Origin of the sequence: Paenibacillus sp. WLX2291, assembly GCF_046603665.1 — a bacterium.
GTDB lineage: Bacteria > Bacillota > Bacilli > Paenibacillales > Paenibacillaceae > Saccharibacillus.
In genome coordinates, this window is the sequence record NZ_CP176755.1 from 4,002,338 (window position 1) to 4,025,800 (window position 23,463).

Below are 23,463 nucleotides of genomic sequence, written 5' to 3' on the forward strand. Positions count from 1 at the left end.
TTGCTATCTAAATCGTCGCAATTCCCTTCTTCTGTCAAGGATTTGACAAAATTTCAAACCATAACGTGATACTGTATGGTACAGATGTGTTTATGTTATACTTGTAAGCACTACTTTATGGAAGGAGGCAACAGACTTGGGAAGGCGTTAGCGATTTCTACTGATTTCTCCGTTCCTGTATATTGTCTCCTTCATACGGACTTTTTACGTAATAGGCGATTATGTACTAGAATAACTGCACCGTCGGATGTGCGTACTTTTGTAATCGCACAGGGCTAACATTAATATTGGCATCACAATCTACAATATCAGCACAGTATCGATTTTCATCTTGTTATGCTACTGCTTTACTATTTCTATTGTGGAGGTGAATCCCTCGCACGAGGGAAATCATTGGACCTAACAACGATAATCAATTTGTTTATTCTGGTTGTCCTATTGGCATTAACCGCGTTCTTTGTCGCTTCGGAGTTTGCTGTCGTCAAGGTACGGGCATCCCGGCTTGACCAGTTGATTCAAGAAGGCAATAAAAAAGCAATCATCGCCAAAAAAGTTGCCCATGATCTGGATTACTATCTGTCTGCCTGTCAGCTCGGTATTACGGTGACCGCACTCGGACTCGGTGCCATCGGTAAACCAGCGGTAGAGATGCTGCTGTATCCGGTATTCGACTTTTTCAACATTTCGGCTGCCGCAGCCTCTGTCGCTTCGTATGCGATTGCCTTTTTCCTCGTTACGTTCTTGCACGTCGTTGTCGGCGAAATGGCACCGAAGACGCTGGCAATTCAGTTTGCGGAGAAAATGACATTACTGCTTGCGAGTCCGCTTTACTGGTTCGGACGGATTATGTATCCGCTCATCTGGGCATTGAACGGAACATCGCGCGTATTGCTGCGTGCCTTTGGCGTGAAGCCTGCTGGACATGAACAGGTATATTCAGAAGACGAATTGAAGATTATTATGACGCAAAGTTACGAAGGCGGCGAGATTAACGAAACCAAGCTGTCGTATATGGAAAATGTCTTTTCCTTTGACGAGCGTGTAGCGCGTGATATTATGATTCCGCGTACCCAGATGGTCACCTTGGATCGCGATCTGGATTACAGCGAGATTGTCAGCATTCTGGACGAGCATTATTACACCCGTTATCCAGTCACATCGGATGAGAACAAAGACCAGATTATCGGGATGATCAATGCGAAGAAGATGCTACCGCATATTATTAACGGCACAACTGCCAAGCTGGATCAATTTATTCGTCCGATTCCATTCATTTCGGAATCAATGCCAATTCAGCAAGCGATGCTACGCATGCAGCAGAAACGGGTTCATATGGCGCTCGTTGTCGATGAATACGGCGGTACTGCCGGTTTGCTGACGATGGAGGATGTGCTAGAGGAATTGGTCGGTGAGATTCGCGACGAATTTGATGCTGATGAGGTGAACGATATTCGGCAGACTGGCGAAGGGCAGTATCTGATCAACGGACGCGTGCTGTTGGATGATCTGGAACGCCGCTTTGGTATTGCTTTTGACGATCGGTACGATACCGATACAATTGGTGGCTGGATTTTGCATCATAAAGGGACGGATATTGGCGAAGGCGAGCGTCTGGAACAGGCAGAGCGTGTCTGGACAGTCGCGGAAAAAGACGATATGCAGATCAAATGGGTATCGTTGAATTACAGTGAAGTACCACTTGAAACCTAAGATGCACGTTGCTCATACAACATCATTCATATGGAGGTGAATCCCTCACACGAGGGAAATCATTGGACGGAACTATTGGCTTAAATCTATTTCTGGTCGCGGTATTTATCGGTCTTACTGCCTTTTTCGTCGGAGCGGAATTTGCGATTTTGAAAGTACGGATGTCCCGTCTGGATCAATTGATCGCAGATGGCAACAAAAAAGCAGTCATGGCAAAAAAAGTCGCCACTGACCTTGATTATTATCTCTCTGCCTGTCAGCTCGGTATTACGATTACTGCGCTCGTACTCGGTGCGCTCGGTGAACCAACGGTAGAACGGATGCTGCATCCGGTATTTGAACGATTTGCAGTACCAGAAGCGATCTCGACTGTATTGTCGTACGGTATCGCACTAGCAGTGATTACGTTCCTGCACGTTGTACTTGGTGAGCTGGCACCGAAGACACTGGCGATTCAATTTGCTGAGAAAATGACCTTGTTGCTCGCCCCTTCTCTGTATCGCTTTGGTCGTCTGATGGCGCCGATTATCCGCTTGTTGAACGGCTCGGCTACTTTGCTGCTACGTTTGTTCGGCGTCAAGCCTGCTGGTCATGATACCGTTCACTCAGAGGAAGAATTGAAATGGTTGGTTGAGCAAAGCTTTGAGAGTGGTGAGATCAACCAGACGGAACAGACGTATTTGCAAAATATTTTTGCATTTGACGACCGCACCTTGAGCGAGATTATGATTCCTGCGGATCAGATGATCACCATTGCAGAACAGCTGCCACAAGCCGATCTAATCGCTCGGCTCAGTCAGTACGAATATACGCGTTATCCCGTCACCGCTGCCGCAGATGATACCCGGCTGATCGGCTTTATCCATAGCAAGGAAGTGCTGACCGCGATTGCAGCCGGACGTTCTGGCGAATTGTCTGGATTCATGCACGCCCTTCCTACCTTTGCCGAGACTGCTTCGCTGAGGGAAGTACTGCTGAGCATGCAGCAAAACCGCGTGCATATGGCTGCTATTACCGGCACCGGCGGACAGACGGTCGGACTGGTCACCATGGAAGATATTCTGGAAGAGATCGTCGGCGATATTCGCGATGAAGCAGATGATATCAAAGCTCCGCTCGCTTCTATGTAAAACAACTAAATACACAACGACACCGGATTCGTCCCTACGGCGGATTCGGTGTTTTTTGTTGCCTATACATAATCAGAAGATAATAAAGTATCATTTCGGCAAACAAATTGTTACTTTTCCCATCTTCTTCTGGATCACGATTATGTCTACAATAGTAAGGATATGGAAATAAATTTCATACACAAAGGTGGAATCATGATGGCTTCCAACAACAAATTATCGTATACATGCGGTGCATTACTGGCAGCCAGCCTGCTTGGTGCCGGATGTATCGCTCCAGGATCTGCACATGCAGCGACGACCAATTCATCCGTTTCTTCGGTTGCGAGTACAAGTTCTACATCTTCCTCTTCATCCAATACAGCAAGCACAACGACAAACAGCTCACCCGCAAATGCAGTAGCAACGACTGCTACGTCTGCAACTGCGTCCAGCAATGGATTACAGCCGCAAAAAGCGTGGGCTTCCGACAATCTACTGACCACATCGGCACTAGTCGCAGATGCATCGCAATCCGTAATGGCAGACACGTATGTCGTACCTGCCAAGAAGCTGGTCTATGTACATATCTCACAGCTCATTCAGAATACGGGCGCTGCCAAGACGCAATATAGCTGGGTTGTGGATAGCCTCAAGGCGTTGGATCAGAATACAGGTAAAGTAAAATGGACGTACACATTCCACGAATCCGCAGGTCCCTACACTCTCTACAGTCTGGCAAAATTCACTGCTTCCGGTACGGCGTACGTGTTTCAATCCTTTTCCGATAATACGTACCGTCTCTACTCTATCAACAGTTCTGGCGAGCTAAACTGGATTCGTTCTCTACCACGTCAGGGTGATGGTGATATCGTCGATTTTGAAGTCATGCAGGATGGTTCTATCGTGGCGGCGGTTCAGCATGATTACAATAGCAAAGGCATCTACACGACCGACTTGCTCCGTTTTCAAGCAGGCGGCAAGCTGCTGAATCGTACGTCTGTACAAGGGCAAGTACTGGGTATCCAGCAAAATCGTATCCTGTTCAATGCCAGTCCACTCGTGAAGGACAAATCAGGAATCTGGGGCAATCCATACAGTCCACAAATCGCTGTGTATGATCTCAGTCTCAAAAAGACGTTTGCTTATAAACTACCGAAAAATGCCTATGTGTTCAGTGAATCGAATGCCGGTCAACTGGTGATGCCAGACGGCTCTGTCGTCATTCGCGCGGAAGCGACCAGCACTCAGGATAAATTGTATGGCTTCTCTCCAACTGGCACATTGCTATGGGGACGATTGATTCCGGTAGACGCATTTGTACAGCCTGCCGGTTCGGGTTACGCCACATATAGTCCATCTACGATGACTCTTGATCTATATTCATTCAAAGGCAAAATCGCCACTCACAGCTTCAACGAACTGGCAGATGAGACAACCGATCTAACGACCAATGTAAATGGTAATCTGATGCTCAATCTGGCACAACGTACGTATGTAATAAATCCACAAACACTCAATGTCGCACTCTCATTCGCTACAGATCGCGATTGGATCGATCCTTTTGTAAAAAGCTATGCTGATCGCGCCGTATACACAACGCTCAACGATGGCAAAGTGTATCGCTGGAACTTGAAATAATGTGAATAGAATATAACAAAGACCAGCATTCCCGGTCTGCATAAGCAGATGAAGAATGCTGGTTTTTCTCATCTAGTCGAGATCATGCGTTCCAGTAATTCTAACACTAGCGGAAACTCGGTAAATCCATCATGATCCAGAAAATGCCCGCCATGCTCCAATTCATGTAATTCCGCCTGCGCATGCTCAGCAAAGTGACGACTGAACACCACAGGCACGATGTCATCATCTGCGGCGGCAACTACAACACGCTGCGGAATAGCGGCAATTAACGGCTCATACTGAACGGGAATCTGCACAAATTCATCCAATTGCGGCAAAGTGTACAGCGACTCGTCAAACCCGGAAACAAGCAGCACTCCACCCAGTTGTACTGGTGCAATCGCCAATTGCTCCTGCATATAGAGTAGTGTAGTGATGCAGCCCAGACTGTGACCAACAATATAAGTGTGGCGATCCGGTGTGCCAATGCGTGCATATACCTGCTCTAACCAATCGGCGGCTATCGGTTGATTCGGATCAGGCATCTCAATCACTTCTACCGCAATACCTTTAGCCGATAACTGCTCTTTGAGCCATGGAAACCAATTGTCATGAACGGAAGCGGTATACCCGTGGATAATATACACTCTATTCTCGGACAAGATATTATCTTGATTGGAAGAAGCTACAGTCATAGTTTTCGTCTCCTTTGATGTTATTTTTTAATGATGTTACCATATAAAATAAACTTTATAAAGTATACTTATTAATTATTTTATACATGTTAATAAACGATATACAGGTTCCATTTTTATCATTTCGTATTGACTATTGCATTATTGATTGTTGACTGTGCACATGCAAAGCACGTTATACCTTACATGGCATGTTCAAAATTTAACTGTGCAAATTATAAATTATTTTTATGAGCGTTGATGAAATAAACGATTGGCACATTCAAAGTACGCTATCTATAATGATGTAAAGCTAACTTGAAGCTTACATGAATCCATACAAAAAGGAGTACGAGAAGCATGAGTAAACTGATACAAGACCATACATCAACGACAGAAACATACATACAATCCATTTATGATACCGTGATCAAACGTAATCCGGGCGAGCAGGAATTTCATCAGGCAGTGAACGAATTTCTGGAAAGTATGGCGCCGGTAATCGAGCAGCACCCTGAATATCGCCAGCATGCCGTGCTGGAGCGACTGCTAGAACCAGAGCGATTGGTGTCCTTCCGTGTACCTTGGGTGGACGATCATGGGCAAGTGCAGGTCAATCGAGGATTCCGAGTCCAGTTTAACAGTACACTCGGTCCTTACAAAGGCGGACTTCGTTTTCACGAGACGGTCAACAGCAGCATTATCAAATTTCTCGGCTTTGAGCAGATTTTCAAAAATGCCTTAACCGGGCAGCCGATCGGCGGTGGCAAAGGCGGCTCTGACTTTGATCCGAAAGGCAAATCAGATATGGAAATTATGCGGTTCTGCCAAAGCTTCATGACGGAACTATACAAATATATCGGCTCCGACGTCGATGTACCTGCCGGGGATATCGGGGTTGGCGGACGTGAGATCGGATATTTGTTCGGTCAGTACAAACGGATTCGCGGCGGCAATGAACCGGGCATTTTAACTGGAAAAGGTATTGGTTATGGCGGTAGTCTGGCACGTACAGAAGCGACAGGATACGGCTGTATTTACTTCCTACAGGAACTACTCTCTTCGCGCGGATTACATCTGCAAGGACGCCGTACCGTTGTATCAGGCAGCGGCAATGTATCGATTTTTGCTATGGAAAAGGCGCAAGAACTGGGCGCTATTGTAGTCGCATGTAGCGATTCTGGCGGTTACATCGTCGATCCTAATGGCATCAAGCTAGATACGGTGAAACAGATCAAACTGGTTGAAGGTGGACGTATCCGCGATTATGTAACACACCATCCTGAAGCTTCGTATCACTACGGCAGTACAGACATCTGGAGCGTGCCATGCGAGATTGCCCTTCCCTGTGCTACGCAAAATGAACTGGATGCTGCCGCCGCTCGTCGTCTGATCGGCAACGGTCTGATCGCAATCGCAGAAGGTGCCAATATGCCAAGCACGCTCGATGCGGTACATCTGCTGCTGGATAACGATATTTTATTCGGTCCTGCCAAAGCTGCCAATGCGGGCGGTGTTGCCGTATCCGCACTGGAAATGGCGCAAAATAGCATGCGTCTGTCTTGGAGCTTTGACGAAGTGGATGACAAGTTAAAACAGATCATGCAGCATATTTACCGCGATAGCGTCCAAGCAGCGAAAACATATGGCTTTGAGGGCAATCTGGTTGCTGGCGCAAATATCGCTGGTTTCCGCCGAGTAGCAGAAGCTATGCTACAGCAGGGAATCATTTAACGTACATTCCATTGGTATTCACTATTTCACTATTCGCTACGCAGATATCGATGAGCAGATAGACTGGATTCACGGACGATCAGGCGCGGTTCAAACTCAACACGTTCATAGGGCAAGGCTTCGGTGGACTGGATTCGCTTGAGCAGCAATTCAGCCGCCAACCGCCCGACTTCGGCACCCATAATCGACACTGAGCTAATCTGTGGCGTCGTAATTGTCGTCCATAGATTGTTATCAATACCGACAATTGCAACATCCTCTGGCACATTGACACCTAGCTCCTTGAAGCGATTTACAATGCCAATCGCTACCATATCGTTGACGGCATAGATCGCATCCGGCATATGCTTGAGGTTATAAAAGTAATCTGCTGCCTGACGACCGGTATCAAAGTTGAAATCTTCACCAAAATATACTAACGATGTATCAACCTGCGGCAGTGCCTGCTCATATGCTAAATATCGTTCTTCAATCTTATCCTTTGGCGCTCCAGCATAAGCGATTCGTGTACGTCCGATTTGCAGCAGATGTTCCATGACGAGTCGTCCTTCCGGGCGCGCCATGCCTACAATGTCTGCTTTCAGATCAGGGCTGAGCTTTTTGCTGTAATTGATCACCGAGATCGGCAGACTCGATTGATTTATCAGCTGCTCCAGCGTTTTCGGATATGCGAGCGGCATCATGACGAGCCCGTCCACATGCAGCTTTTTCACCTCGCGCAGCGTTTCCAGCTCCAATCTTGCGTTACCTAGCATATTAATCTGTACAACCCGATATCCGTGTTGCTTGGCGGCTTGTTCGACCGACCAAGCGATATCGGGAATAATCGCATTGCGAATATCTGGTACAGCCAGTGCAATCTGACGCGTTTGACGAATTTTCAGACTTTGCGCAGATGTATTGGGGACAAAGCCCATCTCTTCCACGATGTGTAGAATGCGTTGCCTTGTTTTGGCGCTAATGCCTTCGCTATTGTTGAGTGCGCGCGATACGGTAGCAATACCAACGCCAGCCTGTTTTGCAACATCCTCAATCGTTACCTTTTTCCTGTCAGCCATATGAATGCCCCTTCATAATCGGAAATGTTTCCAATCTAAATTCAAATATTCATGTTTTGCATCCATTATATCATATTCCAAATGTACCCAGCTGCATTGGTAATCAGCTAGCTTGTATTCCTTACATTATACTTGTATCCATTTCCATTTGAAAATTCAACTTGTAAATATACGAAAATGTGCGAAAAAGCTTTCTATCAACCTTTTCATTATATTTTAACTATTTAGTTACTAAACTGATAGGTGGTGTATTTCTTAAAATAATATGAAGATGTTGGTATATCGTTTTTGCGTTTCTATCTTAATCCTTACTATCTATTACCGAGATCGGTTTGACATTATGACGGAATTATGACATTATTTATTTCGGAAACGTTTCCTATAAAACTTTAAAATTGTAGTTGTTGATAGCATCTTCAGCGATGATTTGGCGCTGTCCCAACCAAACTCCAAGCATATAGCAACAGAACACATACTTTTATGAACACGCCTGAACAAGCGTTTGAACCTGCTATTTCAACAGTGCACACATTCCAATGACAGACTTACAGGGAGATGACTTTAATGCAAGCTTTAAGATGGCATGGTGTAAAAGATTTACGTGTAGAACAGATCGAAGAACCCGCATCCCAAAAAGGGAAAGTGAAAATCAAAATCCAATGGTGCGGTATTTGCGGTAGTGACCTGCATGAGTACGCGGCAGGCCCTATCTTTATCCCGCAAGGTGCTAAGCATCCACTCACTCAGGAAGAAGCACCCGTTGTAATGGGTCACGAATTTTCCGGTGAAGTAGTTGAAGTTGGCGAAGGTGTTACTCGTATTCAGGCTGGCGACCGTGTCGTAGTCGAGCCTATTTTTGCATGCGGTGAATGTGCTGCCTGTCGTCAGGGCAAATACAATCTGTGCGAAAAAATGGGTTTCCTCGGTCTTGCTGGCGGCGGTGGCGGATTCTCCGAATATGTTGTTGCGGATGAGCATATGGTTCACAAAATTCCAGACAGCGTATCGTATGAGCAAGGCGCACTGGTTGAGCCTTCCGCAGTTGCACTGTATGCAGTTCGCCAAAGCCAATTCAAAGTCGGCGACCGTGCCGTTGTGTTCGGTGCTGGCCCGATCGGACTGCTCGTGATCGAAGCGCTAAAAGCTTCCGGCGCTGCCGAAATCTACGCAGTCGAATTGTCCGAAGAACGTCGCAAAACAGCAGAATCGCTCGGCGCGATCGGTCTGAACCCGGCGGACGGCGATGTCGTGCAAGAAATCCACCGTCTGACGGAAGGTGGCGCAGATGTTGCGTATGAAGTTACCGGTGTACCCGTTGTACTGACACAAGCGATTGAATCGACCAAACTGAGCGGTCAGATTATGATCGTCAGCATTTTTGAAAAAGAAGCACCGATTCATCCGAACCGTATCGTAATGCAAGAGCGCAATATCGCCGGTATTATCGGATACCGCGACGTATTCCCAGCTGTTATCAGCCTGATGAGCCAGGGCTACTTCGCTCCTGATAAACTCGTTACGAAACGTATTGCACTTGGCGACATTATGGAACAAGGCTTTGAGGCACTGCTGAAAGAGAAAAATCAGGTGAAAATCCTCGTTTCGCCAAATCTGTAAATATATTTGCGCTTTACAAAAAGAATGATTATGATACATTGTACTGAAGTCCGTTTCATGCGGGCTTCTTTTTTTATATGTATATGCGTCCATAATAAAATGCAAAAGAAAGTCGGGATGATGGACATGAGTATCAAAGTTAAAAATGTAAGAAATACAGCTACAAAAATATCATTACTTCATGCTTTTATCCAGTTAATGAATGAGAAGCCATTCGAGAAAATTTCAATCTATGATATTACTTCCTTGGCACAAGTGAACCGTTCAACATTTTATGCCCATTTTGATGATAAATACGAACTTTTTGAATATATGATCGGAGATAGTGCTACCTCTGTAATAGAGCATCATACCAACAATCTCGCTAACCTTGATCATGAATGCATATATCAACTTGTTGTTGCGGTTTGTGAATATTATATTCAACCACAAGAACAATGCAAACGAGATCATCTGATTTTTAACGCCATGCTACAGCAACATATGCTGGATGCTTTGCAGTCGTTTTTACAACAAAAACTTACAGATGTTTATTCATTGGATGAACAACAATTTTATGTGCCTTTATATGCCAGTATGATTCATGAAGCAGCATATTTAGCCGTAAACGGTCAAATCCAATATGATCATCAAAATATTGCAGATCGCCTTACGCGCTTGATTCTACCTCATGTATCAGAATCTATCGAACACGAAGCAAGGTGATTTTCTTTATAGCAACAGTTCAGCAATATTGATGGTTGTTACACAAGGATAGTGAACTTTATACTTTATGCTAACATATGTTGCTTTAACAAAATGTTTGTAATTACAAACGTCCTAACATCCATGTTGCATCAGAGGAGTGAAGTCGCAATGGAACCATTATCCAAACAAATAACCAATGCTGAAATACAAAATACAGACGTACTGGTGATCGGAAGCGGTCTTGCAGGAATGGGAGCTGCTATCGAAGCTGTTAAGCATAATGCAAAAGTCATCTTACTAGAAAAACTTGATCATCCTGGTGGAACATCTGCCCTTTCCGCTGGTAGTTTTTATGCAGCTGACACTGCAATCCAACAAAAACATCAAATTACTGATAATTCCGAACAATTTTTTGATGATTGGATGAAATTGGCTACTCAAGCAAATGACGAATATGTAGACGCCGAGCTTGTACGTTATATTACCGAGCATTCTGCTGAAAATTTGCAATGGCTTATTGAACATGGAGTCCATATCACTGATAAAATCAAACCTTCTGGCAAGTATGAAGGTAGAACGACGCCACGCATCCATTATGCCAAGAGTGGTAAAGAGATGATGAGCAGTATATTTGATTCACTATCTGCATTGAATATACCAGTCTATTTCAATACACGTGTCACAACATTAATTCAAAACAATCAGTCTATTATAGGTGTGAAGGCAATCCATACTAGCGGAGAAGAGATACAGATTCATGCCTCATCGGTTATTATCGCCTCGGGAGGTTTTTCAGGTAATCCAGAGATGATGGCTCAGTATTACCCTCAATATAAACGATATGAGAATGCTTCCGTCAACGTTGGAGATTCGATCAAAATGGCAGAAGCTGTACAAGCAGATATTATTGTCAAAAATGCTGCTCAAATTTTCCATACATTGCCTACCGATTTTGGGATTGGCTTTTCAGCACCGGAAGGAGTGTATATTACTCCTGATGGACAGCGTTATGTCGATGAGAACGAATATTTCTTCACACGTACTCGTAAATTAAATGATACAGGTTTTGGTGACACACATCTGCTCGTCCCTGCTCCACTTTATGCTAGACACAGCAAAGGGATTGATCAAGCCATTGCTGAAGGAATGGCTTTTCGTACTGATACTATAGAAGAATTAGCGATTCAACTTGATGTGCAACCCAACGTATTACAGTCAACGATAGAGCAGTACAATGCTTATGCACGGGCAGGATATGATAGCGATTTTCATAAACCGTCGGAATATCTTTATGCACTGGAAGCTCCTTATATTGGACTTATGATGACTGGTTTTATTAACGATACTTTTACCAGCATACGTATTAATAAGCATGCACAAGTTATTGATCAAAGTGGTCATGTCATGAAAGGGCTATATGCAGCTGGCGGGGCTGCCTCTTCACAAACGCTTAATCAGGAATATATTGGTAGTGGCGCTTCTCTATTGAATGGACTAACTTTTGGAAGAGTAGCAGGTCGACATGCGGCTATAAGCATCATTCAGTCTTCGATATAATGAAGCGGCATTTTGTTTGTCGATTATATAAGAACATTTAACATTCAAATAGCCTGTAGATGTCGATCCTAGAGCAATCTCGGCATATACAGGCTATTGTATTTATTGTTGTTTGATTAGAGTAGCAAATTGTCCAAAGTGATCGGCAACTTTACGTACATTGCCTTCTAACAGCTGCTGTGCTTCCTCCGGGCTGTCCGCCTCGGCTTCCGCATCTTCACGTACCATCGCTTCTTCATGCTCAAGCAGCAATACTGCCGGTTCTGCCGGATTGTAGCGGTAATCGAGCAAATAATTGTTCCCACTGCTCATACTCCATGCAATCGGAATGATCCGCTGGGGATCGGGATTCACATCGTTTACCATTGCCTGGTTATTTGCAATAAACTGACCATCCAACGCTGAAAAGTGAATTTCCCAATCCGTCTGTCCACCTTCCTCGGTAAACTGGTACGCTTGATCGCCGCTTTGACGAACAAACGCCAAATAATCCAAAGGAAAACAGATACTATAATGCTGCTCAATCTCATCGATATGATGTTCGGTTTCACTCACTTCACTACTGCTAACTGTATTGCTGTTAATGATGTCTGTCTGCCGTTTCTGCTGTGCCTGTTCATCCTGATATTGCTCTAGCACGAGTTCCCATGCTTCGCGAATCGATATCGGTGATTTGTAGCTATTCTGGCCCCCACCCTCTTTCGTCCAGAGCGGCGGATAGTAAGACAATACACGATCCGCACCCAGTTGAGACGATTCACTTTGCCAGCCTTCCCAACGGAACGTATCGTAAAATTGCTGCAAATCGCCTACGGCTAACCAGTTGATAAATCCGGAATATGCCAGCTCGGTCGATTCCCATTCCAACGTATCCGGTGCAAAATAATAAATATGCCCGGTCTGCCCAAAACGCCCGGTATCCAGCGCAAAAAAGCCACCTGCCGCATCATATGCCACAGTTAGCATACCCGGAATCTCCGTAATTACCGGCTGCTCATGCAGTCCATTCCATGAACGCAAGCTACCATAAATCCCCGGCGCACCTGATCCAAGAAGCTTGATCCAACCATGATCGACTAGCACACCACCTGTTTCATATGCGATGGCTCCTAGATACGAACGGGTGCTAATCTGTAGACGCTCCAATGTCTGTCTGCTTTCTCCGCGATCAACAGGTAAAATCATATATGTATGGCGACCGCCTGTGAACAGTTGCATCAGTTCATCCCAGGCATGATTCTCATGGTCAATCAATTGATCCGCAGATAATGAGTGCATAGGTCTAACCCCTTTATGATTGATTTAATTAGGAACTGATGATGCCATAGGATACGACAAAATGTATAGAGATACTTGTGCTTACAGTATAACAGATGGGTAGAAGCCAGAGCCAATCGAACATAGATAGGCAAACTTGCTTTCATTTACTGCTTCTAACAGAGAGGTTCCTTTTTGATCATCCTTTGTTTGAACCGCTGAGGTGGAATGCTACAATATATGAAGAAGGATATGAGATCGCATTTCCAAATAGTGAAATGGTGATGTGTACATCTTGTAGCGACTACCTATACATACAGAGAGGAATGAATATGATGGAACAGCATTGGACATTGGAGCAAGCGACTGCTGCATTTGTACGTCAGCATCAGGATTATAACGCATTGTATGGATTATTTGCCGGAAATGGCTTCGTCGAAGCAGGGAAGACGCTGGATATTGCAGTGGATGAACGGATTCCGCTGTCGCCGGAGCTGCAATATGTATACTCGCATTATGAGATTATGGACCCGTCAGCAGAAGGTTCGCTCAAGCTAAAAAATGCAGCGGTATTGATCGGCGATGGCATTTTGCTCTGTTTCGCCGCACCAGATTATCTGGATCGGTTGCAGTTGGGACATCGCTGGATTGGTGATGTGAATGCGCCGCAGGAATCGGAGCAATGGGCACCGCAGCATGTAGTGATTGCTACCTACAACGATGATCCGATTATTGCAGATACGTCAGCAGAAGGCACACCTGTTTATGTATCATTTGAAGGTGGCGATGCAGAACTGGCAGCGAAGTCTCTGGCAGATTTTTTCGCGGCATTGACGTTGCTGATTGAAGCCGCAACCATGCTGGGCGGCGAGATTCAGGATGAAGAAACCTATGAGGTCAAAGATATCTATCTCAAGCTAGTAGAGCCAAAGTTGAATGAATTACTAGGCGAAGAAGCGACGAATCACCTGCTGGTCTACTTGTCGCTGCGCTGGTAACAACAACAGAATCAATACAGAATCTATGCTGGTGCACGTTCATGTCGATTCTTTTGAGGAAAAGAGGGCTTGTTCATGATCTATGTCGCTTTGTTACGTGGTATTAATGTAGGCGGAAACAACAAGATCAACATGAAGCAGTTACAAGTTGCTTTTGAAGATGCTGGTATGACTCAGGTGACAACGTATATCAATTCCGGCAATATTATTTTTGCCAGTGAACAACTGCCTCATACCGAGTTGGCGGTACGATTGGAGCGAGCGATTCAAACGGATTTTGGATTGAAGATTCCAGTAATGGTGCGCAGTCTGCCAGAGATGACTGCTGTGATCGACGCATTACCAGAGACATGGACGAACGACGACAGTATGAAAAGTGATGTGCTGTTTCTCTGGGACGAGATTGATGATCGTTCGATATTGGAGCAATTGCCCCTCAAACCGGATATGGGCACGGTACATTATATTTCCGGCGCTGTTCTCGTGTCCGTTCCACGCGAAAACGTAGTGCGCAGCGGCATGAACAAGCTGGTAGGTTCGAGATTGTACCGCTACATGACGGTGCGCAATGTGAATACGACGCGGCAGATTTTCCGTTTGATGCAGGCCGCTGATGAGCACAAGCTGTAACAGTAATCGTTTGCCAACAAGCAGCATCGCAGACATGTGTGATCTTGAACAAAACGAACGGCTCCTAGACCAGCGACGCAATTCAAAAAGCGATACCACTTGCTCAAATGGTATCGCTTTTTAGCAAAGACAATCTATTATACATACAATCATTCCTCAATCCAGTTCATCACCCCGACTGCATAGTTCCCATAGCGAGTCTGCGACATGCTGCGCATCGCTATAATCCAGATTTCCTGAATCTGCTAACAAAATTGGGTATTCTCCATTCACCAGATCACTACGCATATCAAATAGATAATGCCTGCCGCCGCCATTCATCCCAAACGACAGCGCACCCGGCATATAATGCAGTACTTCGTACACCAGATTCATCTCCCGCAATTCGTCCATTCTGAAAAACTGAAACATACGTTCACCTGTCTGATACTCGCCACCATTCGCCCATCCCAGCAAGTTGAGATAATTGTCTGGTAGTGGCTTTTGCGGAAATGTCCATTGCGCTGCATCGAGCGGTTTATACTGACTGTATAGCGGAGAATGCGTCGGAAATGGATTGCGTTGCTGATCCTTTACCAGCTGTATTTCTTCATCACGCAACGCTATATTCCAATGACGGGCAAAGGTGTGCAATTGCTCATCATCCGCTCCCGGATTAACAGATACTATTTGATCAAATACAGTATTCCAGTCCATACAGCTCTCTCCGATCTTTTACATTCTGTGTTCTGTGTTCTGTGTTCTGTGTTCTGTGTTCTGTGTTCTGTGTTCTGTGTTCTGTGTTCTGTGTTCTGTGTTCTGTGTTCTGTGTTCTGTGTTGCAATGATGTTCCTTATTCGATTACCATGCAAATTTACTATATTAGTCATCATAAATTATTACATTCCATGCGCTTTTAAAAAACGACAGAGTTCACCGCTGTTCTGGAACTTTGCAGCAGAGCTTCGTACAGTTCGCCGGAATATCGTTCGTATTCGGCTTCTTTGCCATGCGCATATGCCATCCCCGGCGTGCTATCGTTCCACGATCCCATGCCACCGAACACCCAGCTCTTGTATACAGCATTCAGCAAGCGCCATGCTTCGGCACTGTATACAGGTGGCAATTCAAACGCATATTTGGCAGTTTCCTGACTGCTACCATCCAACAATTGCAATGCAGGATCAAAAAAGTTTTGTTTCCAAAATGCTTCTCCGATCTGTTCAGCTAGTGTACCTACCTGTTCTAATACCGTTCGTAATTGCAACGTCACATCCGCAAGCGGCACAAACGCATGACCAGCCTGCTGACTGCCGCTGTACGGATATGCACAGTAGGTCACTTGCCAGCTAGAACGAGTCGGATGTCGATCCAGCTTCCATTCCGGTATCCAGATCATATGCCCAGTAGTTGCTAGCGTAGCGATGCCATGCCTTGCACCGCCGCCTGCAAATCCACTGCTTTGCCATGACGAAGTCGAGGGATTGTCCGCTGTATGAACAAGCATTAGCCGCTGATACTTCTGATTACGAAGCTGCTCCAGCCATGCACTCCAGGTCAGTAGCTGATCTTCACTACAAAAACGTACGATCAATCTGTCCGTTTGCTCCAATTCTTTACTGGCAGCATCGTTGGCATTGATCAGGTACCCATTTCCAAGTGCGGTAATGAGCAGCATCTGATGCAGTTCCCCATTCATCTCTTCAACCCCCGATATCCAAAATAATGTGCCACGGTCTGTTGATCATACCCATCCTGCCCCTGCCAAATTGCCATCGACATAAAATCATTATCATGACCGCGACCGATACGCGGCAGATCTGTCGTCTGCAATATACCGGCATAACCGAGTATTTCCATTACCTTATCACGTTCACCCTTGTTGGAAGGCAGAAGATCTTTCCAGCGCTTTTCCAATTTACGCGCACTTTCTCCTGGCTCGCATTGATTCACAGCATCTAGCATTTTCCGAAATAAATCCACATCCTGCTCTGTCGCTTCCACTGGTTGCTCTCGGCTAAACAACTCCAGATCCATCCAGCAATATAATAACCAGTCTAACCGGACACCACCCCATTTAATCCGTTCAAAATTCAGTACATTCAGATCTTCGTTCACCAATTCTTCGCTAGACATTAATCCCTGATGATTGCAATCCCCGCAACTGCTCGTAAGAGGATGTACACTTTTACGTTGTTCATACGTATGCAGCGGCAGATTCACCGTCAATGCCCAACTGGATAACGCACTGCGCAGATGCGTTTTCCGCGTTGATAAACTATGTAAAAAAGCTTCGCTAACTTGTTGCTGTGTGATCTGCTGGTGCAGTTTATGCAATCGCTGGATCAGCTCGTCATGTGTGATTGTGATGGGATCGAACATAACACCCTGACTGCGCGCATATTCAAAATCCGGTCCGGCAAATACTCGCACGCCTGGCTTCCAGCCAGCGGAGCTCCAAAAGGTTTTCATCAGAATCTGTTTGGCTTTTTTGTCCATGCTATTCCTGCCTTTCTGATCGATTGGATCATTATGATGCTGTGTTTGCTGCTCGTCTCGCTTCTGTTCATTCAACGATAGTTACTCCCTATACAGTTTACACCATTCTTTTCATCAATGAAAAAAGCCTTCCCGTTTAGCACTGCTTGCTATACGCCGATGCGTAGCAAAAGACAGCAACTGTACAGAAAGGCTTCGTTCATACTTAGTAGCAGATAGTCAGGATAAAAATCGCATTCCCAATTCCACCGTGATTACTTCACCGTAATAATAACACGCTGATAATGCTTGAGCGTATGTGCGCCATCATCCTGCACTTCGGCGATCATGTGGATCGTATCACCGGATTTGGCATCCTTCGGCACTTGGAATTTGACGGTAGCGGTATTGCTATTTTTCAGACCGATTGTATTACGTTTCTCGCCTTCCACCACTGGGCGATGGATGCCGAGCAGCAGATCGCCAGCCATTTGTTTCTCCTCTGCGGCAGGCGCTACGCTAGAATCGTTATACGTATCCGCTTCAAAATAACGCCACCATTTGTACGTCAGTTTGTCGCCATCCGGGTCTTTGCCTACGGCATGCAGGGTAATATATTGTCCCGGTTTCGCAGTCAGATTCAGACCTTCTTTGACCGTCAATGTTGGATTATGGTTAGCATCTTTGTAGCTGGTTGCGATTGCCCAATCTGCACGAGCAGCAAAGTCACTCTGGATATCGTCAAACCAGCGCATCAGCGAATATTCGGCTTCATAGCGGTTAGTGTACACATCGTAATCGAGTACATTGTTGCGATACAGCTTGTCATTCACTTTGCCAAAGCGTCCGCCCCAACCGCCATAGCTTGGGTCTTCATTGCTACGCAGACCGTTGTTGATCAGGTAGAAGAAGGATGGGGAATCTCCTTCAGAAATGAAATCGTACTGATCGTATTGCGGATTGTTTTTCAAATAATCGGCACTGCCGCGTTGTTCTTCTGCCAGCTCGCCGTCGATCATTTTGCCATCACCCATGAGCGCATACAGTGCCAATAATGGACCATGATCATGCTGAATGTTATCGTAATTCCACATGCCGTGCAGCTTGCTGTTCACCGCTTCAGTATGATATTTCCATGCGTAGGCAAAATGCCAGAAGTTCGACTGGTCATTGATAATGCGGATATTCGGCCAGCTCTTGGCGATATAATCATTGTAGCTGTCATCCTGATCAAGAATGATGTACAGTACAAGTTTGTCGTTGATTTTCTTCTGGATGGCTGCCCATTGATCGGTGCCTTTGTATTGCTCTTCAATCGATTTTAACGCACGAGCTGTCGTATTGGTGCCGCCCCATGTTTGCACATACAGATCGCGTTTATCATTGTCGAGGAACAGCTTTTTGAGGAATTCCGAGCCTTCGGTTACTTTGTCCATCTCACCTTTGTAGGAGATGTTACCGATCTTGGTCACGCTGCGAATATAGTCTGGTGTTGGATAACCGTCGGCTTGTTTGCTCAGGTTCGGATATGCTTTTGCATACGCATCGGTCATGTTGCTCAGCCACTCCGTACCTGTCCAGCGATACGGCTCAATGCCTTTATCTGGATCGCCAGCATAATGATACACCGAGCTGGTCAGCACGATACCTGCCAGATCCATTTCGTTGGAATACAGTAGAAAACGCAGCATCGAGTTCATATCATCCACTTCACCATCGTTTGTAATGACGGTTCTGGCTTTACTTTCCTGCTGCTTGTTCTGCGCGGCGGTGGAAGCTTTGACATTGCTGGCGGTTTTGCTGTCTGCTGCCATTGCCTGTCCACCCATACCGCCAATCAGCAGCACGCACAGATTAACAGATAACAGCGCTCTGATCCATTTGCTTTTTCCCATTTGAATCTACCCCTTTTCCCTGTGATCAATTCCAACCGGATGATGAGCATGTCCCTATGCAAACCGCCTGTTCGCTTCGTCTCCATCCCCTGAGACGAAAAAAACCTGGCTACAGCCATATCCCGAGCACGGAATATCGCTATAACCAGGTTTTGCCTGCATGACCAGTCACAATCCTGATGAATACGGTATCATAGTTTTTTTACAATGTAAACGCTTAATAAATGTTGGAGAAGGGAAATAAATCTAGTAATGCTTCTATTTTCTAATTTCTATCCTATTCACTCCATCCTAAACAAGCAGACTTGAGCTATATGAATGATGTCATCCTATGAAGTTCATTCCTTTTATAGCAAGCGTTAAGCAAAAATTGACCTGCACTTAACGTGCCGTTAACACTACAGGGCTATGCTGAAATGGATATCTTCTTAACATGCTACTGCATACACATCAAGCAGATATAGTTATCATTTCACATCAATTTATGCAATCAAAGGATGGTTAGTCATATGGGAATTCATGCTTACTTTCGCTCGCTGGATGATCTGGAACGGATTATTCGCTGTCCTGGCAAATTCAAATTTGAGCAGCACAGTGTATCCGCTCACTCATGGAAAGTCGTTCAATACGCCAAAACGCTTGCCGATATCGAAGAAACACACGGTGTCGTGATCGATTGGAAAAAGTTATACGAAATTACTAGCAGCCATGACTATGGCGAAATTTTTATCGGCGATATCAAAACTCCGGTTAAGCACTCCTCACTAGAACTGCGTTCTCTGCTGCAAAAGGTGGAAGAAGGCATGATTGAGCATTTTATCGATGAGAATATTCCAGAAGACTTCAAAAGCATCTTCCGCCGCCAACTACACGAAGGCAAAGATCATTCCACCGAAGGACTCATTCTCGAGGTTGCTGATAAAATGGATCAGGTGTACGAAGCCTTTTCCGAATTGCAGCGCGGCAATACCGAGAAAGAATTTATTACGATGTACCGCAGTGCGCTGGTAAAAATCAAAAATATCAAGCTGCATTGTGTCGATTATTTTCTCGATAACATCTTGCCGGATATGGTTCACGAAGGCACATTCTCGACAATCGATATCAAACGCATCACCGAGGAAGCGCTGGCCCAGTAATGGGAACCAGCCTTTTATGATGTAAATCGCGATGAATCATCATGTAAAATAATGTAATTCTCTTCATTTATAAACTGCTTCTGTCGATAGTAAGTATACATGACATATTTAGAGAGCAAGCGGTATACGGAATCATTAAGCAGCTTGTATAGTATTGTTAGAGTTGATCCGTATTCCTATTGCCTCTCATTTCCACAATCGCAGCTTATCCGGTATGCGTGTTCCTGCCTACCGATACATACAGAACTAAGTCTGCTACTCGGGAGGTCGCCATGATGCTCAATCGCCGAAAGTCCCCATTCCGCTATGTATTAAAAGAGCCCGTTTCCTTTGAAATGCAAATCATGCATATTAACGGGCAGATTGTTGATACCAAACCAGTACAGGCACTATTGCTGGATCTCAGCCGTTCCGGTTGCCGTATCTCATTACCGCTGGAAATTCCTGCTCAAAATAATGACGTGCATGTCCGCATCCGTATGTTACTACACGAAGATCCGCTACTGCTGGAAGGTCGATTACAATGGAATCGCACCGATGGCGGACGATATCACTATGGTATTCATTTGGATATGACCTCCTATAATCGCGACCATTTACTGCGCGAATTGCGACTGCTGGCGAGCAAAAACCTGATTGTCATCACCTGATACTCCCTTCCGCACAACCTACCGATGGTTGCTGCGGAATTTTTGTATTCCCATTTGTAATTTTTCAGTAACCGTACCATAATGGGTACGATACATCATAACGTACGAAGGAGAGAACCATATGACTGACAAAACAAAGAAAGTCGCTATTATCACCGGAGGTGGCAGCGGACTTGGATTATACACTGCGCTCAAGCTAGCTGACGCAGGTGTGAATATTACGATTGTAGATATTTCCGAAGCGGCTGGCGCTGCGGCTGTGCAGCAATTGGAAGCGAAAGGCGTCAAAGCTCTGTTCGTGCAAGCCGATGTCAGCCAGCCACAAGACGTCAAACACTATGTAGATCAAACGGTCAGTACCTTCGGTACGATTGATATGTTCTTCAACAACGCTGGTATTTCTGGTCCCGGCACTCGTTTTGCCGATAATACGATTGAACAAATCGAACAGGTCGTCGGCATCAATCTATTGGGCGGATTGTACGGATTAAAATATGTACTGGAAGTAATGCTGCAAAATGGCGGCGGTTCCATCGTCAATACCTCCTCTACCGCAGGTCTGGTCGGTCAAGCAACCGTTGGTTCATACTCCGCTACCAAACATGGCATCATCGGCATCACCAAAACGATTGCTGTGGAATATGCGGCAGAAGGCATCAATGTGAATGCCATTGCGCCCGGTACGACCGAGACGCCAATGGTTAAACAATACCGTCAGGACAATCCAGAAACATTCCAAGCAGTCGAAGCCGCTATTCCACAACGTCGTCTCGGTCAACCAGAGGAAATCGCTGCACTGGTTGCGTTTCTATTGAGTGATGAAGCAAAGTATATTAACGGTGTAGTTGTACCGATTGATGGTGGATTTACAGCGCAGTAAAGGTGTTAGCAGATGAGTAACCAGTAACTGAACAATCTGCGCATCCACCTGATACATCTGATAGTATTTTTTTACTAATAGCAGGCAATAGCAGAAGATTCGAACTGCATTGCATATATCCACAAAAAAGCAGCCCATGGGAATTCCATATCCCATAGGTTGCTTTTTCAACGATCTATACCAATCATGTAAAGACGGATGTATTTATATGGTGGATACAACATACTTATCTAATCCGTACCTGCTGCTTCAACTGCTCATTTTCCCGAAATGCAAGCATAAACCGCGATGGATCATGACGAATCGTATAGGAAAATACCCCTTTACTTGTATGCAGGTAAAACAGTCCCTCACCTGCACCCAATCGGCGGTAAGACATATCAAATACATCCTTTAACGAAAATTCGCGGCGATGCGTGATCAAGCGATCCTCGTACAGCACCATCTCGCGCTCATCAGTCAAATAATGTTGTCCTGTACTGTTCAATTCACGCTCAATTTTGTAATAAGGCTGTACCGCAATCTGCTTCATCCCAATCCCCGCCTCTCGCAAAAATGGAAAAAGGTGCTCCGTACCGGCTATTCGCCGGGCACCATCCTGCCGTTCTACCCTTTTTATCGGCATTCCTACAAGAATGTTAAGGTCTTATTACCCAAAATCGAAGCAATTGGTTCAGCAATCACGGGAGAAATCCACAATTTTACAACGTTACCTACATATTTTCAATGATTAAAGCTCAGCAATCACCATATCCAAATCGATCGCTCTCGCATTGCCAATTCAAGTCGTTTCGCGTGCAATTAGCTCATATTCGAGCCGCTTCGGTTCGATCAACTCACGACCGAGTACTTCCCATAATCGGTAAAAAGCATGCACTGCCTGATCGGCAATTGGGTTGCGAATCGTCGTAATGCCTAGTGTTCGTGCCAGCTCACTATCGTCAAAACCGATAATCGCCAGCTGCCTTGGCACATCAATTCCTTGTCGACGCGCTTCTGCCTGCATGCCCATCGCCACATAATCGTTGGCACATAGCACCGCTTGTGGCATCTCTGGCGCAGCGGCAAGGCGGCGCACCATGTCCTCACCATTGGACACATTGAATACCGAATAATGATACCAATCACGCAGAACCGGCAATCTCTGACTGCTCATAAAATCTTCATACGCTTCGCGCCGACTGCGCGTATTCAAGCTGTCAACGCGTCCAAACATATTGGCAATACGCGTATATCCGCGCGACACAAGATGCTCCAACGCCAGTCGATACCCTTCGCCCTGATCCATCGCAATCGATGGAATCTCATCGTTCCCCATTCGCTGCCATGACACGATAGGACCGTATTCGCAGTATGTTTTCAGCATTTTCGGATCGTTCACACAGGTGATGATCACCAATCCGTCCACCCGCTTGCTGCGCAAATCCTCAAATGCACGCAGTTCACTTTCCTTATCGTCACGGGTTGTATAAATAATCGTCTGGAAGCCATAATCCATCGCAATATCGATAAATCGCTCCAGAAAAGATAGTATAATCTCACTCGTACTCGCCATCACCATACCGATCTGATTTGTTTGTCCGGTGGACAGTGAAACGGCATTGCGATTCGGCACATAATTAAGCTGACGCATAATATCTGTAATTTTCGCTCTAGCTTCATCGCTCACATGGGGCGAATGATTGATTACCCGCGAGATGGTCGCACGCGAATAACCGGATAATTTGATAATCTCATCGAACTTGGACATGTCTGTTCTCCTCTTGCACATGAATAACATCGCATGGC

Annotated in this window: 21 protein-coding genes; 12 read left to right on the forward strand and 9 right to left on the reverse strand. The window is 45.4% G+C overall.

Annotation, left to right across the window (positions count from 1 at the left end):
* The first annotated feature begins 393 nt into the window (after positions 1–393).
* The 3 genes from ACDE64_RS17120 to ACDE64_RS17130 all read left to right on the forward strand — a co-directional run bounded on the left by ACDE64_RS17120 (position 394) and on the right by ACDE64_RS17130 (position 4,460).
* The gene (locus ACDE64_RS17120) at positions 394–1,710 is read left to right on the forward strand and encodes a hemolysin family protein (RefSeq protein WP_411347634.1); all 1,317 of its coding nucleotides are present in this window, start codon (positions 394–396) and stop codon (positions 1,708–1,710) included.
* A 62-nt stretch (positions 1,711–1,772) separates the two neighbouring features.
* Positions 1,773–2,840: a hemolysin family protein gene (locus ACDE64_RS17125; RefSeq protein ID WP_411347636.1), complete on the forward strand. Its 1,068-nt coding sequence runs from the start codon at positions 1,773–1,775 to the stop codon at positions 2,838–2,840.
* A 195-nt stretch (positions 2,841–3,035) separates the two neighbouring features.
* The gene (locus tag ACDE64_RS17130) at positions 3,036–4,460 is read left to right on the forward strand and encodes a hypothetical protein (RefSeq protein WP_411347637.1); all 1,425 of its coding nucleotides are present in this window, start codon (positions 3,036–3,038) and stop codon (positions 4,458–4,460) included.
* A gap of 68 nt (positions 4,461–4,528) precedes the next feature.
* Here ACDE64_RS17130 and ACDE64_RS17135 read toward each other — a convergent pair whose 3' ends face one another.
* Positions 4,529–5,137 carry an RBBP9/YdeN family alpha/beta hydrolase gene (locus tag ACDE64_RS17135; RefSeq protein ID WP_411347638.1) on the reverse strand — a complete coding sequence of 203 codons (609 nt, stop codon included), beginning with the start codon at positions 5,135–5,137 and terminating at the stop codon, positions 4,529–4,531.
* A gap of 339 nt (positions 5,138–5,476) precedes the next feature.
* On the opposite strand from ACDE64_RS17135, the gene gdhA reads away from it, so the two are divergent.
* Entirely contained in the window at positions 5,477–6,850 is a 1,374-nt protein-coding gene (gdhA, locus tag ACDE64_RS17140; protein ID WP_411347639.1) for an NADP-specific glutamate dehydrogenase, read from the forward strand.
* A 29-nt stretch (positions 6,851–6,879) separates the two neighbouring features.
* Here the strand turns inward: gdhA and ACDE64_RS17145 are convergent, their stop codons facing one another.
* Entirely contained in the window at positions 6,880–7,908 is a 1,029-nt protein-coding gene (locus tag ACDE64_RS17145) for a LacI family DNA-binding transcriptional regulator (protein ID WP_411347640.1), read from the reverse strand.
* A 564-nt stretch (positions 7,909–8,472) separates the two neighbouring features.
* Here ACDE64_RS17145 and ACDE64_RS17150 point away from each other — a divergent pair.
* From ACDE64_RS17150 to ACDE64_RS17160, 3 genes are all read left to right on the forward strand, one after another.
* Positions 8,473–9,525 carry a 2,3-butanediol dehydrogenase gene (locus ACDE64_RS17150; protein ID WP_411343320.1) on the forward strand — a complete coding sequence of 351 codons (1,053 nt, stop codon included), beginning with the start codon at positions 8,473–8,475 and terminating at the stop codon, positions 9,523–9,525.
* A gap of 126 nt (positions 9,526–9,651) precedes the next feature.
* On the forward strand, positions 9,652–10,230 hold the full coding sequence (locus ACDE64_RS17155; RefSeq protein ID WP_411347641.1) for a TetR/AcrR family transcriptional regulator: 579 nt from the start codon (positions 9,652–9,654) through the stop codon (positions 10,228–10,230).
* A gap of 150 nt (positions 10,231–10,380) precedes the next feature.
* On the forward strand, positions 10,381–11,769 hold the full coding sequence (locus ACDE64_RS17160; protein WP_411347642.1) for an FAD-dependent oxidoreductase: 1,389 nt from the start codon (positions 10,381–10,383) through the stop codon (positions 11,767–11,769).
* A 102-nt stretch (positions 11,770–11,871) separates the two neighbouring features.
* Here the strand turns inward: ACDE64_RS17160 and ACDE64_RS17165 are convergent, their stop codons facing one another.
* The gene (locus ACDE64_RS17165) at positions 11,872–13,047 is read right to left on the reverse strand and encodes a DUF2625 family protein (protein ID WP_411347643.1); all 1,176 of its coding nucleotides are present in this window, start codon (positions 13,045–13,047) and stop codon (positions 11,872–11,874) included.
* Between the two features lie 311 nt (positions 13,048–13,358).
* On the opposite strand from ACDE64_RS17165, the gene ACDE64_RS17170 reads away from it, so the two are divergent.
* Positions 13,359–14,024, forward strand: a complete 666-nt coding sequence (locus tag ACDE64_RS17170) for a hypothetical protein (protein ID WP_411347644.1) — start codon at positions 13,359–13,361, stop codon at positions 14,022–14,024.
* 75 nt (positions 14,025–14,099) lie between these two features.
* Positions 14,100–14,654, forward strand: coding sequence for a DUF1697 domain-containing protein (locus ACDE64_RS17175; protein ID WP_411347645.1), 555 nt, complete (start codon positions 14,100–14,102; stop codon positions 14,652–14,654).
* A 156-nt stretch (positions 14,655–14,810) separates the two neighbouring features.
* On the opposite strand, the gene ACDE64_RS17180 is transcribed toward ACDE64_RS17175, so the two are convergent.
* The 4 genes from ACDE64_RS17180 to ACDE64_RS17195 all read right to left on the reverse strand — a co-directional run bounded on the left by ACDE64_RS17180 (position 14,811) and on the right by ACDE64_RS17195 (position 19,006).
* Positions 14,811–15,350: an SMI1/KNR4 family protein gene (locus tag ACDE64_RS17180; RefSeq protein ID WP_411347646.1), complete on the reverse strand. Its 540-nt coding sequence runs from the start codon at positions 15,348–15,350 to the stop codon at positions 14,811–14,813.
* Positions 15,351–15,549: 199 nt separating this feature from the next.
* Positions 15,550–16,332: a hypothetical protein gene (locus ACDE64_RS17185; protein WP_411347647.1), complete on the reverse strand. Its 783-nt coding sequence runs from the start codon at positions 16,330–16,332 to the stop codon at positions 15,550–15,552.
* Positions 16,329–17,132, reverse strand: a complete 804-nt coding sequence (locus ACDE64_RS17190) for a hypothetical protein (protein WP_411350325.1) — start codon at positions 17,130–17,132, stop codon at positions 16,329–16,331. Before ACDE64_RS17190 ends, ACDE64_RS17185 begins: the two co-directional genes overlap by 4 nt.
* A 254-nt stretch (positions 17,133–17,386) precedes the next feature.
* Positions 17,387–19,006: a nucleoside hydrolase-like domain-containing protein gene (locus ACDE64_RS17195; protein WP_411347648.1), complete on the reverse strand. Its 1,620-nt coding sequence runs from the start codon at positions 19,004–19,006 to the stop codon at positions 17,387–17,389.
* A gap of 509 nt (positions 19,007–19,515) precedes the next feature.
* Between ACDE64_RS17195 and ACDE64_RS17200 the strand changes: the two genes are divergently transcribed.
* From ACDE64_RS17200 to ACDE64_RS17210, 3 genes are all read left to right on the forward strand, one after another.
* Positions 19,516–20,145: a YfbR-like 5'-deoxynucleotidase gene (locus ACDE64_RS17200; protein ID WP_411347649.1), complete on the forward strand. Its 630-nt coding sequence runs from the start codon at positions 19,516–19,518 to the stop codon at positions 20,143–20,145.
* A 272-nt stretch (positions 20,146–20,417) separates the two neighbouring features.
* Complete coding sequence (locus ACDE64_RS17205) at positions 20,418–20,795, forward strand: PilZ domain-containing protein (protein WP_411343327.1); 378 nt, start codon at positions 20,418–20,420, stop codon at positions 20,793–20,795.
* Positions 20,796–20,916: 121 nt separating this feature from the next.
* A complete protein-coding gene (locus ACDE64_RS17210; RefSeq protein WP_411347650.1) occupies positions 20,917–21,675 on the forward strand; it encodes an SDR family NAD(P)-dependent oxidoreductase in 759 nt (252 codons plus the stop codon).
* A gap of 226 nt (positions 21,676–21,901) precedes the next feature.
* Here the strand turns inward: ACDE64_RS17210 and ACDE64_RS17215 are convergent, their stop codons facing one another.
* Together ACDE64_RS17215 and ACDE64_RS17220 are read right to left on the reverse strand one after the other, a co-directional pair.
* Positions 21,902–22,207 carry a hypothetical protein gene (locus tag ACDE64_RS17215; protein ID WP_411343329.1) on the reverse strand — a complete coding sequence of 102 codons (306 nt, stop codon included), beginning with the start codon at positions 22,205–22,207 and terminating at the stop codon, positions 21,902–21,904.
* A gap of 249 nt (positions 22,208–22,456) precedes the next feature.
* Positions 22,457–23,425, reverse strand: a complete 969-nt coding sequence (locus ACDE64_RS17220) for a LacI family DNA-binding transcriptional regulator (RefSeq protein ID WP_411347651.1) — start codon at positions 23,423–23,425, stop codon at positions 22,457–22,459.
* Between the last annotated feature and the right edge of the window lie 38 nt (positions 23,426–23,463).